This is a genomic window from Arthrobacter sp. T2-23 (genome assembly GCF_055398325.1).
Map to the genome: position 1 here is coordinate 2,022,478 of NZ_AP027917.1, position 13,198 is coordinate 2,035,675.

Consider the following 13,198-nt stretch of genomic DNA (forward strand, 5'->3'; position numbering starts at 1 on the left):
ACCGTTTGCCTTACTAATCAGACCCCGGACCACCCCTGCGTGGTCGCCGCCATCGCGGGATCGGCTCCGAACGCAACACTTTTATGCGAAAGGTCATCACAATGACGAACACGATCACTGCCAACCTCGACGCCGAAATCGCGAAGGCGAAAAAGCAGGCTTCGGACCGTATCGCCAAACTCAAGCGGGAAGCCGCAGCCGAACAGAAGAAGATCGACGCGAAGGTCATCGAACTGCTCCGCGAGCAGGATCCCTCCCTGCACGAACGGCTTTCGCGTTCAGCCGTGGAAGTTCTCGCAGCGGCCAAACGGACGGGCCGCGTAGGTGCCCGCCGAGCGGTTCCGACAAGCTCATCCGAGCCGACGAGCATCGACGACGCGCGTCGGATGTTTGGGGAGGAAGCATGATGAACGATGCGTTAAGCGCTCCGCCCTTCCCGGGGATCGAAGGGGGCGAAGCCCCCTCGCAAGCAGCACCGGAAGACACGAGCGCCAGCGAAGTGTCTGACGGAGCTACTGCTTGCCGCTCTGACGTACAGGTGGATCAGCAGCCCGACACCCCAAGCAACGCCGGTCGGGATGCTGTGGAAGCTGTGCGTCAGAGCCACGACGCGCAGCGTCGTGGCAGTCGAGCGAAGCTCGACGTGGACTTCGGCCACACGACTCTCCCTGCGGTGCGCGCCCGCGCGCACCGCCTCGGGCTTCAGCCCGGCGTGTGGGTGAAGGCCGTCGTCCGGGACGCGCTGCATGCGTCGCGGGCGGATGAACTCGATGCTGCCATTGCAGCGGCCCTCATCGGTGGTGAACAGCGGGCCCAGGTATCAGCGGATGTTCGGGCATTGGCCGCGCAGATCCGGCCCCTGGCCATCAACGTCAACGATCTCGACCGTCGCGCCCGTGCCGGCGAAGCTGTCTCGCTCGACGTCCCCGTGGCTGAGCTTATGAATCTTCTCCTCGAAGTGCGAGGACTTTTGGGCGATCGGACGGCCGGATGAGCACCACTCACTACAGTCCGAGCAACAGCGCTGCCGACACTGAGCGGTACGTCAGGGGCAATGACAACTCGCGGGGCGTGGCGATCACGTGCGACGTCCCGGGGCCGCCGGGTGTGTTCGCTGCCCGGGCACGGGCATTGACGCAGAACACCCGTCGTGAAGTCGAGGTTCTGCACTACCGGCAATCGTTCAGCGACGAGGAGTTCGATCCGAAGAATCCCGAGCACGTGCAGCGCGTTAACGACCTCGGGTATCTGTTCGCGAAGAAGATGCATCCCCATTCGGATGTGCTCGTCGTCACGCACATCGACGGCCGCGGCGGGAAGGCACACAATCACATCATCGTAATCAACCACGACAACGCCACCGGCAAAGCGTTGTCGCAGTACAGAACGTTCCACGACAGGAAAGCCGGTGACCAGCGCGGCGTGCAGTCCGCCAACGACGAGCTGATGCTTGAACACGGCCTTTCGGTCGTCAAGCGCGTGGACCATCAGCCCAAGGACTGGGAACTTCGCCGTGAAGACTTTGCCGACGGCTCTCTGGACCGGCAGATGGGCGATCGCATGATGGCTGCGCTCGAAGACCCCCGTGCCACCAGCAAGACGGGGCTCATCGCGGTACTGGACGAGCAGAATCAGCTGCCCGGCGACAACGGTGCCTTCCCTCCGCGCATCCGGCTGCACACCTCGGTCGCCAGGAAAGGCAAACGCGCAGGTCAGGAAATCTGGACGCTCTACATCGAAGACCGACGCGGTGAAACCAGCCGGGCCGAACGGCGTAAGCGAACGTCGGTGCTCTCTGCCGACTTCACCCCGGAAGGCGCACAAGCGTTCTTCGACTACCACCAGCAGAACCACATTCAGAAGGAGCAGGACAATGAGCGCATCACTCGAACGGCTGAAGCAGCACGACGCACAGCAGGGGCCGCCCGCGGAGCAGACCGACAAGATGATGGAGGTGTTGACCTCAATCCTCACCGCCGTCGAGTCACAGAACAGCCGCCTCGCGGCATTGGCGGACCGCCAGGAGAAGTTCGCCTCGTACATGACGACGATGGACAAGGAGATGAACGAGCAGATCGAAGGGCTGGAGCAGCTGATTCGGTTATTGATCACGGCGGCCTCCGTGCCCGCGCCCAACGAATCCTTGACGAGCGAGAACGTGCGGAACGAGATGAACGAGTTCGGGCAGACGCTGAGCTTGCTCGCCGGCGCGATCGACGGCAAGCAGATCGCCGGCGCAGTTTCGTCGCTGATGTCCGCGAAGACTCAGATCGAGAAGACGACCGCCTGGAATTCTGACAAGGCCAACGAATTCGTCCAGAAGTACCAGCAGGCACTCAACGCTGCAGGAAGGGCGATCAACGCGACCAGGGACAAGGCCGTCACGACAATCAAAGAGACAGCGACGGCAGTTGCCGGAGAAGCGACTCAACAGGTCGATGCTGCCCTTGGACGCCTCGATGCTGCCAGGCAGAGTGCTGAACGCCTTGTGGAATTGGCCGAGCGTCTCCAGAAACCGTTGGGGTGGGCTGCGGCAGCCCGGCTGAGTCTCACATTGCTCCCCGTTGCCGCGGTGTTACTCATGGGGGTGATGACCGTATGGACTCTCGTGGTCGGCATCCGGTGGGCGCTGGCTCAGGACTGGGAGATCTGGCTGAACATCACCGCAGGAATCGGCCTCACAGGATTTGTCGCGGGGGTCGGGTTCGGATTATGGCGGTTGACGGTCTGGGTGAAGGTCGCCCTCGATAGGGCAGCAATGGAACTGGGAAGGAGAAAGCGATGAAGTACGGCTACACGCGGACCAGCACGAAGGACAAGCAGGACGACGACCTCCAACGGCGCGCATTGGTCGATGCGGGTGTTCCCGGCAGTGCCATCTTCTCCGACCAGGTCTCTGGTTCCAAGGAAGCCAAGGCCCGCTCGGGATGGACAAACCTCGACGGGCGGCTCTTGAAAGGTGATGAGATCGTCGTCTGGCGCATAGATCGCATTGGGCGTTCCATGATCGACGTCATCACCACTGTGAAGGACCTGCTCGACCGGGGAATCGAGGTGAGATCCCTCTCGGACGGTATTGACCCGTCGACCCGCGAAGGACGCTTGATGCTGCACCTCATGGCGACCTTCGCTGAGTACGAACGCGAACTCATCCAGGAACGTGTTCAGGCCGGCGTCGATGCAGCTAAGGCCAGGGGCGTGAAGTTCGGGCGTCCCACGCCGGATGCGAAGAAGGTCGCGTTGAACCTCCGGACGGTTCAGCATCTCATCGAGTCCGAGGGGCTCGGAGTTGTCGATGCATCCCGGACCGTCGGGTGGTCTAAGGCGACGTACTACCGGCACCGTTCGGCGGCCGGAGTCTCGTAAACGCCACCCCGAGGCCGGGACTTCTGAGACAACATTCCGAGACCAGTTCACTGGTGCACTGCCGGTGAACGGGTCTCGTCTCGTCTAGGAGATGTTTACGAGCCAGGTTGAGGGGACACGGCGACTGGGCAGTGCCTCCAGCAGCCGGCTAGTGCCGCGGATACTTTGGAGCCTGCGGAACTCGGAGGAAAGTGCCGAAGACATCAGGAAGCGGTTTCGAAGCCAGGTTTTCCGCCTCCTTGCGCGCGTTGACAATGGTTTGTTGGCGCACCGGGATAATCCCGGATAGACGCACAGTTACGGTGTGCGCTACAGCCCCCTGGCCGCGAGTCGGAGGCATGGACGGCTCAGGGCCGACCAAGGGCGGTCATGATCTGATAGGCCACCAGTTCAGGATCCTCATGGGCCCAGAATCGAAGAACGGTCCACCCAGCGGCTATCAGGCTCGCTGACGTCTCAATATCGCGGTTTCGGTTTCGGGCTATTTTTGCTTCCCAATAGGCGACATTGGATCCCGGCGCGCGGTAGTGGGTCGGACAACCGTGCCAAAAGCATCCGTCGATGAAGACGGCCACTCGTGGACGCGTGAAAACCACATCAGCCGTCCGTGGAAGTCCAGGTATCGGTCGATAGCTGACACGGTAACGAAGGCCCTTGGCGTGCAGGATTCGTCGAACAGCCAACTCCGGCTTCGTATCGCGGGAACGGTTGCCCTGCATCGCCTTCCTGGTGGCAGGTGTTGTCGCCCAAGAGTTTTCCACCCTGCCAACGTACGGTGCATGGGCCCACCGAACCAGACCGCTCCAGGGTAAGCAACGACACGGCCGCCAAGCAGCCGGGAAATTGGCACTAGGCGTCCGCGCGGAAGTAGCGTTAGGCGCATGACTCAAGTCCAATCTCTTCCCCCTCTTTCGCGCGCGCCGTTGCGCGCGGCTGAGTTCTTCGCCGGCATCGGTCTGGTGCGTGCAGGTCTCGAGCCCGCAGGCTTTGAAATCGTCTGGGCCAATGACTACGAGCCGGCGAAAAAGGAGATGTACGAGGGGAACTTTGGATCTGATCACGACTTCGCATTGGGAGACGTGGCTGAAGTCAGCAGCTCGATCCTTCCCGAAGACCTGGATTTCGCTTGGGCCAGTTTCCCTTGCACCGACTTGTCACTCGCCGGCGACAGGCGCGGGCTGGCGGGGAAGCAGTCAGGCACCTTCTTCCACTTCACCCGAATCATGAACGAACTCGGGGACAAAAAACCCCGAGTGATTGCTTTGGAGAACGTCAATGGTTTGGCGACGTCGCACGGCGGCGACGACATGGCGGCCCTTGTGAGAGAACTCAATGGTCTCGGCTACAGCGTGGACGTCCTGGCTCTGGATGGCCGTCGGTTCGTCGCTCAGTCCCGGCCCCGTATCTTTATCGTTGGCAGCATGGACGTCCCAGTGGAGGACACAAGGGAAGTGTCAACACTGCGTCCCGAATGGCTGCAAGGAGTCTTCCAGGATCCCACCTTGCGAACTCACCGAGCAGCCCTCCCTGAGCCCCCAGAGATGTTGACCGTGGGCCTGTCCGACGTGGTCGAATCGATGGGCCCGCGTGACAGCCGCTGGTGGGACGAGCAGCGTAAGGAAAAATTCCTCACTTCCCTTTCCGCGGTCCAGCGCGAACGCCTGGATGCCATGAAGGCGTCCCAGCAAGTGACATATCGAACGGCTTATCGGCGCACGCGGGCCGGTGTGCCCGTTTGGGAGATCAGGGCCGATGAGGTCTCGGGGTGCCTGCGCACAGCACGCGGAGGTTCTTCCAAGCAAGCGGTTGTGATGGCCGGGCGCGGAAAAGCGGCCGTTCGGTGGATGACTCCCGTTGAATACGCACGCCTCATGGGAGCCGGAGAATATAACCTGGCTGGCCTCAGAGACAGCCAGATTCTCTTCGGATTCGGCGACGCTGTAGTCGTACCCGCTGTCCAATGGGTCGGGCAAAACTATTTGGCACCCCTTATCCGGGGCGAACTCCTCCAGCCTGCACGGCTAAAACGGGTGGTCGGCTAGTGTCCTCCCGCGGTGATGCAACGCTGCCCGGAAGCGGCCCGTCAGTCCCGATCGAATCCCTGCCCGCAGAAGACGTTCGACAGTTTCGTTCTCAGCTCAAGACCTTTATGGAAGGTCTTGACGACCAAGGCCGAAAAATAGGGACAGCTACTTTCGGCATCTACGCGTTCTACGACTACGACGGGGAACCCATCTATGTCGGACAGACCCGCGAAAAGCTGTCCGGGCGGGTAGGGCGACACCTTACCAACCAAAGGACGGACGCCGTGGCGATGCGGGTCCTAGACCCCCTAGAAGTCGCCGCAGTGGAAGTATGGCCTCTGTGGGATCTCGTAGAGAAGTCGAAGTTGGCGACCACTAGGGAAGCCAAGAAAGAACTGCTGCGACAACTCGATGCCTATGAATACTCCGCATACCTGAAGGCCATTGAGGACAGCCGATTCAAGGCGATCCTCAACGAGAAGATCCCGCCGCCCTCTGCTCCCGTTCCACTCCCGCAATCTTTCAAGGAATCGCTCGTCACCGAGCTTCATCTGGTCGAGAGAGGCCACGCTGACATCCGAATTGCGCGCAGGGCCGAGACAGTCTCACGACTGGCCGACGTAGTACGTGAACGAGGAAAAGTCACCGTGGGGCTCCGCCGCGTGCTAGTGGTGCAGGCCGTCCGGCTTGCCTTCCTTTCCGCTCAACGCCTTGCCGTTGCTGAGGGGCGTCCGCTGCCGACACCTGAGTCCATCAACGTAAGCCAGCTCGTCGGTTCCGTACTCAGCGAAGCTCCGGACACGGGCGAAGACGACGACGGCCTATAACCGGTTGCGGATCAGGTCCTCAGAGGCGGCTAACATCCATTCGCCGTCGCCTAACCGGATCTCGTATACAGCTTCCCCGGTTGGGCTCATACTTCGGCAGTTCGCCTCAAAATATGGCGACCCGTCTCGCGTTTGGGCTACGGCATCCCTTGTCCTGACCGCTCGAAAAGTGCCAAGCGGTCCACCTGGGCTGGCGATGTCTTCTGCCATCACGAGTTGCCGTCGTCCTTTGTCACCACAGCACTAGCCGACTGTTGTCGAAGCGTTTCCCGCCTCTTGCGTTTGTAATCGCGTGACTTCTTGTTATGTGCTTCTCGGCAGGTGTCGCAGCGGCAACCGCTGTCATAGCTCAAACTGGTCCCGTGCCGGCCCAGCGTCCGACCTTCACGACGGACACGGTCCAAATATTCTGCGTGAGCAATCGTGTTTGCCTTTCGGCAACGGGCACAACGGCATTTGTGGTTGCCGTACCCATCGGTCGTTCCGTGCCGGGGATCATCTTCAGTTAGTGGCGCCATACGACCTACTGTATGGCGCCCCTACGGATGCCGGAATTCGAGCCTTCCGTCGGCCGCTGTCCTGATCTGCTCTGACGCGCTGCGCCCTGCCGGTAGCGATAAAGTGAGAGCAGCACCGGGCACTAGCACCTGCAAGGAGGAAGGGTTCGCAATGGCAGCACGTGAGCCGTACAGAACCCACGGCCAACAGCATCTCGGGGATTTCTTAGACCTATTGCAGAATCACGGATGGATCACCTGGGAGTTGGCCAGCGACGACAGCCCCACGCTGTTTCGAATAGCGGAGCGGGGCTCCCTTCCGGCCGAGTACCGGACTTGGGAGGCCGAAAAGCTGGCCCAGCGCATCGCCGACAGGGAAGGCATTCCATGGATGCCCGTGCCGTACCCCGGAGGCCATGACCGCTACCTCGAAACTATCGCCCGGATCAGAGCGATGACGAGTCAACGAGGTGGCGTTTCGGACCGCTAACTCTAATGCCTCCGCTGGTAACGAGACCGGTCAGCGCAGACAGCCAGCGGCTACAGCATTTCGGGGATCTCAATCTTGAGCGAAGGGTCCGGTTCGGAAGCGTGCACTCTCTCGTTGTATTTCTCGAGAAGCGCACGTAGCCCTGTCCTCACCCCATGAGAGGTGAAAACAGCCATCTCCTCGACGTTCAGCCCGACGAATGTCTCAATCGAGATAACGCTAATCAGGGGCACCAGTTGCGCATTGTCCGCGAGTTGCAGAGCAGCAGCGACCCGGTCTTCGGGTACGAGAACCACCGGCCGGTAACCCTGCACCAAGTTCTCCTTGCAACGGTAGGACAAAAGTCTCTCACTGGGACTCATAGTCACGTGAAACGCAGTGTTCCCCACGGAGAAGTCGCCAGCCCTGGCCGTCTGCACGTCGGCGGTGCTGTAGCTATCGTTCCCTATCTCGTGTTCAGGGAATCTGAGTGCGAGTTTGGCTCCGACCAGATGCTGGGCCACGGCTCCCGCAGTGTGACCTCCCTTAGTTTTAGCCGCGGACAATATGTTCTGCACGGCGACGCTCACTGGATGTGAAGGATTGATTTCCGCTTTGACGACCTTGCGGGCGAAGTAGTCTTCTTGGACTCTACGGACAAACCATCCCTGCAGAGCATCTACGACCTCGTCCTGTTCGTCGGCTCCCAGCTCCACATAGCCTGCAGCAAGTGCTGTCTCGTTAATCTCTTGCGCCAATTCGTCGGCTTTGGGCAAAGTGCCTCTCGATGTCCTTCCTCCCTCCGACGTAAACCGCCTGGACTCGCCATGGGCGGCCAAGATTTGAGTTATCTTCGGACCGCTGATTCCTTGTACCTGGGAGCCTGTCGCGTAGGTAGTGCGATCCAGCGGAAATGCCTGGCGGAGATGCTCGCACAGGATTAGTCCTACTGTCATGACGTTGGTGGAGATGGTGCCATTACGCGCGCGTTTGGATTCATACCATCGAGCCACCGCGCCTTGGAGGGTTTCCGCCACCGATCCAGAATCAGCCATTTGCCCTTGACTCTCCCATCACAGACTTAGCCAATAGGTGCCAGGTAGCAAGCTTCGCATCGTACGGTATGGCAAATGCGTTGGAGCTGCTGGGCAGCACGAAGACTTTGCTTGTGCCAATCATCCAGCGGGGTTGTCCGCCAAATTCGGGTTTTTTCCTTCCCGCAAACCTGGCACAGTTCTTACCCGCAGTCATACCGTTGAATCCAATCCATCGAGGCTTGATGTCTTCTACCAAGTCCAGGAAGCGCTCGAAGTCGTATTTGAGGCCTTCGTCCTTGCTTTGGGCAGTAGTTTTATTCAGGTCTGTCAGTCCGATTCCGAAAGTCACAAGCCTTGTGTCCTCTGTCGGACTCAATTGTGTGGGAGTTAGCCCTGACTCATGGAGGAGTTTCCAGAAGCTGTTCTTGGCAGTGTTCGCGTAGTAGTGACCGTCCTGTGAGCTCTTTTCAGCCACTGCTGTGCCAACGATAAGAACGTCCAAGTCTTGGGCTGTGATGTCAGGTAGAATCATCCTTCTTCACCGAAGCCTGTGGCCTTTTCATTGCCTTCGGAGCAGGTGCAGGGAAAAGCGGGCGACCACTCGGCCGTCCGTCGAAGCGCTTCAGCCCGCCAGGGGCCGGCGGTGCTGTGCAACCCCTTGTCCCAAACTCCCGTAGACCAGGGCTCGTTTCCACAGCCCAGGCACAGGCTCGCTATTTCTTCTTTCCACTCCACAAAATCAGCCGACGTCCCAGTCATAAGCTGCACAGCGCCACAGTCGTGCCAACAACCAAGCAACTTTCGTTCCAGGAAATCAGTCTCCATACAAGCGAGCCTACGTTACCGCCGGCCGAGTAATTCAGTTAATTCGGTCCCCAAAGGCGTGGACCCCGGATAATCATGGAATGACTGATTGCCCAACCCTCTACCTGTTTCCATACCTCCGGCTTCGTGAAACTGTTTCCGCTGGACCGTGGACGTTGCAGCCGCTTGATCTGGACAAGCTCACCACCACGGAAGATGGGATTGGTCGAACTCTCCAAGCACTCTTAGCCCGGCACCGCGATGAAGCTGGTAAGCACCTCACCACAGCTACTCTTGTACACCGCATTGAACCGGAACAGCGCTCCGAAGAGGACCGTGGACTAGAACACCGTGCTCTGCAGGCAGCGGTCACCTTCGCAGTGACGGATGCCAACACAAGCGGCGGAAACGCGATTGATTGGCAGGCACCAGCCCTAAACGTAGCCACCGCCGAAGTTGGGACATTCTTCATCGGGGAAGTGACCGAGCTCGATAACGGTACGTTTGCGCGAAGGCGAGGCGGGGCATTGAACCGGAGAGTAGTAGCTGGCGGTACGGTTCATGATGAATTCGTGGTTGTACCTCCGCCTGAAGGGCTCGTGTCGATGCCCGAGTTGAGGCTCGACGCCGAGCTGGTCGAAGCGGTTTATCGGATCGTCGTCGACAGATGGTCTGACCATTCCCTAACGTTGAACCGTCAGGTTGTGTCTGCCCTCCACTGGCACAGCCGCGCTTGGGAGAATCAGCCGCTCCACACGATGCCCGACATCATAGTTCAATTGAAGACTGCCATTGAGGCTCTCTCCGGTCACAGCAGTACAGTTGCCGGCATTTCAGCACTTGAAGACATCTACAGGGCAGTCGAGGGCACGCTCGGGGCCGATCAGTACTTGTGGCGGGCGTCTGCACCCATATTTCCCCGTACTTTCAATGGAAAGACGAAATCGTATAGCGCATTCGCCCACTGGTACTGGTCGTTGGCAGATACCCGCAACCAGATAATCCATGACACAGAAGGGCCAGTCATGGAATACCTCGCGCCTGGGTCGCCTTTCGAAGGAAACATCTTCCGTATGGCTGAGAGGGTCACTCGGGAACTCATCAAGATTCGTCTCGCGCAGTTGGGTTACCCGCAGGCTGCTCTCAGCCCGACGAATCAGCGTGTACTTCGGCTCGCTCAGCAAGAAGGCTTAGCCAAGCAAGTGAAGCTCGTCGCCCCTCTATGATCACTGGCGGTGCAAGGAACCTGCGTCGCTGCCAGCGCGTGAAGCGGACCCGTCACTCAGTCTCGAAAAGACCAAGAAGTGGCACCCATTTCCCGGTGTCGGGGAACGGAAGAGACCATCTACCGTAAGGGCAGTCGAGGGAATCACAGGTCCCGCCGGAGAATAGTCCCACGTCCTTCTCTCGAAGGATGTCCGCCAGGGTCGCCGGGGCCAGGATGGTAAGTTGGGGGCCAGTGAGCCGAGCCCTTCTTAGCACCCGCTTATCCCGTGTGAGGAAGATGTGCGCCCCCATGGATTGAGCTTCAAGTACTAGATCCCGATCCGCACCAATTGGTAAGCCACCTTCGTCCCCAAGTGAAGGACGAGAAGGCCATGCCGACGGAGCAGGCTGGTCCCAGTCCCCGAATTGGAAAGCAAGCGCCTCCGCGATGGCGTCAACAGCAGGGGCTTGAGAGCTCAGGAACCGTTCTGTCCGCTTACGTGCATCGGTAAGGGATCGGGGTGTCACAATGAATCGGATATCTCGCACAAGCCATAAATTCAGGATTTCACCCAATCCGCTGAGGTCCCGAGCATAGCCCTCGTCGAGATCGACGATGTGATCTTCATTTAGCAGCGCAGCCCCGTGCTCGCGCAGGTCGATAAGGATGTTTGAGTCAAGTGACATGACCAGAGGCCCGTGGTAGTCCGTCGGCAATAAGCTAAGAGGTTCTTGGCAAAATCCTAAGCCTCCGGATGCGGTGGGTTCGTGCAACATAAGCGTTACCGTACAGCTTCAAAAGCGCTGACCATTCAAGGCCACCCCGGGCGGTGCTGGTGTCGGCTGGATTGTCCAGACACCAGGCCAGGTTTTCCTGACTTGCTCCGTCCAAGATGGCCCATCGGGGAGGCCCAGCACTGCTACTTTGATCCGCCCCAGCATGTTGCCGTCAGGAACCAGGGTCCGGAGGTACCAAGGCAGAAAGGATCCGCTGGACTTTTCCAACAGATTCTGAATTCCGAAGGTATTCGTCGTAGGACTGACGCGCGTTTTGCAGAAGTTCGTCGTACATCACGACTCGGGTCTGGATGGGTCGCAACTGGTCACTACTGGTCTGCCGACCTCGATAGTCTGCCCAGTCTCGGAGCTCCCGCCCGACGACACAGACAATGGAGTGTGGCTCGTTTCCCTTGCCTGCGTTGTCGAGCCACTGCATAAGCGCGTTGCGGTACTTCTTCACCTGGGTGCTCAAAGTCTCTGTATCCGTGATGACGCCTGCACGCTTGAGTTCGATGATCACATGCTGGCCCGAGGTCTTCTGGTACCTGATGTCGTAGCGGGATTTTTGCTCTTCAACCGAGAGCTTGTCCGAGATCTCCGCGAAGGCTTTCTTCATGGAAACCTCCATGCTGGGGGCTGCAGCGCGTTCCCACCCAGGATCCAGGAGCCACAGGTGCTCGAACAAGTGGTCCTGAAGAAACCGTTCCTTTTCATTGTCATCAACGAGCAGTTGGAGCTTGTCGATGATGGCCAATCTGGAGGCAACGATCTTGTGATACAAAGCGGCTTCCAGATCCGCGCTAGTCATCAGAACGCTGCCTAGGGCCTGTAGATCCTGTGCAGAAACGTTCTCCAAGGCCTCAAGGTTGTCCTTTTGACGCATGATCTCAAACGCCAAGACCCCTTGGGCGAAAACTTCGTTGCGCGCCTCGGGCGATAAACCAAGCTGGTTGATCTTCCCGAATAGGCGCTGAGCCTTGGACTTCGTGTCCTTCCCAAGCGTGAGGAACCATTCCTGTATCTCGGGGATCTCCAACGCTGTCTTCGCGCCCTCCTCATTCCGGAGGACCGTCCATTGCCGTTTGATGTGTTTGATCTCGGTGCCGACGAAGTCCCGGAGCATGCGGTAGCGCTCGTCGTCCTGGACAATGCTCTGCCGCGAGCTTGTCGCGATGTCAGCTTCGTCGTCTTCGTCCAGGAAGTCGGCGTGTATTTCTCCGAAAAGGTAACTCTTGAAGATACCCACTTCGTTGAACTGGTCAAGGATGTCTTCCTGCGCGAGTTTGCCCCGGATCATCAAAGGAACTTTGTTGAGGTGATCTTCCCCGGTGGAGTCGCGAAGGGTCGTCGTGTCTAATGCGGTGCCCATGTAGCCCCGGACAGTCTTGCCTTCGGCGATAGTCCCCGTTCGTTCTTCCAAGCGCGGACTATGTTTCAGGTCCCCTTTGATTGCTTTGTGGTCGCTTTCATCCCCATACGTCCAGAGATACTGCGCCTTGCTTGTCAGGTCCCTATCTTCGACGGAAATGGGCACACCATCGATGGTCACCTCAAAGCCGTGTTCGGCCCCTATGACGCTGAAGCGCCTCGCTAGGCGCCGCCGCAAATGAGAGGCTGTTCGGTTGATGCTCTTCTTCAGTCCAGTGAGCGTGATCCGCGTGCCACCGCTGAAGTCGATGGTATCCGTGGGCATGACCCGCGGATAGTAGGCCTTGGATTGGCTGGGATCATCGCCGCCGATTTGAGCGTTGATCTGTTCGAGCTCCAGCAGCAAGGCGCTCTTCTGGCCATCTTTAACCGTTTCCACGAGGATCTCCGTGGCGACGCTGAAAAGAGCGAGCTTGCCGATGCCTTTCCGCCCCATGACTGCCCGGCCGGAAGGGGATGTGGCGGAATCCTTGTTTTCGCGGCGCTGGTACCCGACCCTCAAGAGTTTTGAGTTGACATCGGCTGCCGTCATGCCGATGCCATCGTCCTGAACTACGATCTTCTGGTTGTCGACGTCCAGCTGGATCGTAACAAGATGCGCGTCGGCATCCCAGGCATTCGCGACTGTTTCGGACAGAACCGCTGGGTGGTTGCTGTAGAGGTTGATCCCGAGGTGATTGAGCACGTTCAAGCTCATGCTCATCTCGAAGGGGTGGCTGCCCATGCGTCTCTCCAAACTGAGGGGTGATGCTAAGGTTCC

At 59.1% G+C, this 13,198-nt stretch carries 13 protein-coding genes; 9 read left to right on the forward strand and 4 right to left on the reverse strand.

The window, feature by feature from the left end; translation table 11 throughout:
• Positions 1-101 precede the first annotated feature (101 nt).
• Genes ACZ5Z0_RS09365 through ACZ5Z0_RS09385 form a run of 5 tightly spaced genes read left to right on the forward strand, consistent with a single transcriptional unit; the run spans position 102 to position 3,366 of the window.
• Entirely contained in the window at positions 102-407 is a 306-nt protein-coding gene (locus ACZ5Z0_RS09365) for a hypothetical protein (RefSeq protein ID WP_464108170.1), read from the forward strand.
• Positions 404-994 carry a hypothetical protein gene (locus tag ACZ5Z0_RS09370; RefSeq protein WP_464108171.1) on the forward strand — a complete coding sequence of 197 codons (591 nt, stop codon included), beginning with the start codon at positions 404-406 and terminating at the stop codon, positions 992-994. The genes ACZ5Z0_RS09365 and ACZ5Z0_RS09370 overlap by 4 nt, the downstream gene beginning before the upstream one ends.
• Positions 991-2,298, forward strand: coding sequence for a relaxase/mobilization nuclease domain-containing protein (locus tag ACZ5Z0_RS09375; protein ID WP_464108172.1), 1,308 nt, complete (start codon positions 991-993; stop codon positions 2,296-2,298). The genes ACZ5Z0_RS09370 and ACZ5Z0_RS09375 overlap by 4 nt, the downstream gene beginning before the upstream one ends.
• Positions 2,252-2,785, forward strand: a complete 534-nt coding sequence (locus ACZ5Z0_RS09380; RefSeq protein ID WP_464108173.1) for a hypothetical protein — start codon at positions 2,252-2,254, stop codon at positions 2,783-2,785. Before ACZ5Z0_RS09375 ends, ACZ5Z0_RS09380 begins: the two co-directional genes overlap by 47 nt.
• Positions 2,782-3,366: a recombinase family protein gene (locus ACZ5Z0_RS09385; protein ID WP_464108174.1), complete on the forward strand. Its 585-nt coding sequence runs from the start codon at positions 2,782-2,784 to the stop codon at positions 3,364-3,366. Before ACZ5Z0_RS09380 ends, ACZ5Z0_RS09385 begins: the two co-directional genes overlap by 4 nt.
• Before the next feature lie 347 nt (positions 3,367-3,713).
• Here ACZ5Z0_RS09385 and ACZ5Z0_RS09390 read toward each other — a convergent pair whose 3' ends face one another.
• The gene (locus ACZ5Z0_RS09390) at positions 3,714-4,085 is read right to left on the reverse strand and encodes a very short patch repair endonuclease (protein ID WP_464110759.1); all 372 of its coding nucleotides are present in this window, start codon (positions 4,083-4,085) and stop codon (positions 3,714-3,716) included.
• Positions 4,086-4,247: 162 nt separating this feature from the next.
• Between ACZ5Z0_RS09390 and ACZ5Z0_RS09395 the strand changes: the two genes are divergently transcribed.
• The 3 genes from ACZ5Z0_RS09395 to ACZ5Z0_RS09405 all read left to right on the forward strand — a co-directional run bounded on the left by ACZ5Z0_RS09395 (position 4,248) and on the right by ACZ5Z0_RS09405 (position 7,204).
• Positions 4,248-5,408, forward strand: a complete 1,161-nt coding sequence (locus ACZ5Z0_RS09395; protein ID WP_464108175.1) for a DNA cytosine methyltransferase — start codon at positions 4,248-4,250, stop codon at positions 5,406-5,408.
• 107 nt (positions 5,409-5,515) lie between these two features.
• Positions 5,516-6,217, forward strand: a complete 702-nt coding sequence (locus ACZ5Z0_RS09400) for a GIY-YIG nuclease family protein (protein ID WP_464108176.1) — start codon at positions 5,516-5,518, stop codon at positions 6,215-6,217.
• A 669-nt stretch (positions 6,218-6,886) separates the two neighbouring features.
• A complete protein-coding gene (locus ACZ5Z0_RS09405; RefSeq protein ID WP_464108177.1) occupies positions 6,887-7,204 on the forward strand; it encodes a hypothetical protein in 318 nt (105 codons plus the stop codon).
• Between the two features lie 50 nt (positions 7,205-7,254).
• On the opposite strand, the gene ACZ5Z0_RS09410 is transcribed toward ACZ5Z0_RS09405, so the two are convergent.
• On the reverse strand, positions 7,255-8,238 hold the full coding sequence (locus ACZ5Z0_RS09410) for a DUF4928 family protein (protein WP_464108178.1): 984 nt from the start codon (positions 8,236-8,238) through the stop codon (positions 7,255-7,257).
• Positions 8,231-8,752, reverse strand: a complete 522-nt coding sequence (locus ACZ5Z0_RS09415; protein WP_464108179.1) for a mismatch-specific DNA-glycosylase — start codon at positions 8,750-8,752, stop codon at positions 8,231-8,233. The genes ACZ5Z0_RS09410 and ACZ5Z0_RS09415 overlap by 8 nt, the downstream gene beginning before the upstream one ends.
• Positions 8,753-9,125: 373 nt before the next feature.
• On the opposite strand from ACZ5Z0_RS09415, the gene ACZ5Z0_RS09420 reads away from it, so the two are divergent.
• Entirely contained in the window at positions 9,126-10,250 is a 1,125-nt protein-coding gene (locus ACZ5Z0_RS09420; protein ID WP_464108180.1) for a hypothetical protein, read from the forward strand.
• Between the two features lie 929 nt (positions 10,251-11,179).
• Here ACZ5Z0_RS09420 and ACZ5Z0_RS09425 read toward each other — a convergent pair.
• The gene (locus ACZ5Z0_RS09425; protein ID WP_464108181.1) at positions 11,180-13,162 is read right to left on the reverse strand and encodes a BbrUII/HgiDII family restriction enzyme; all 1,983 of its coding nucleotides are present in this window, start codon (positions 13,160-13,162) and stop codon (positions 11,180-11,182) included.
• Between the last annotated feature and the right edge of the window lie 36 nt (positions 13,163-13,198).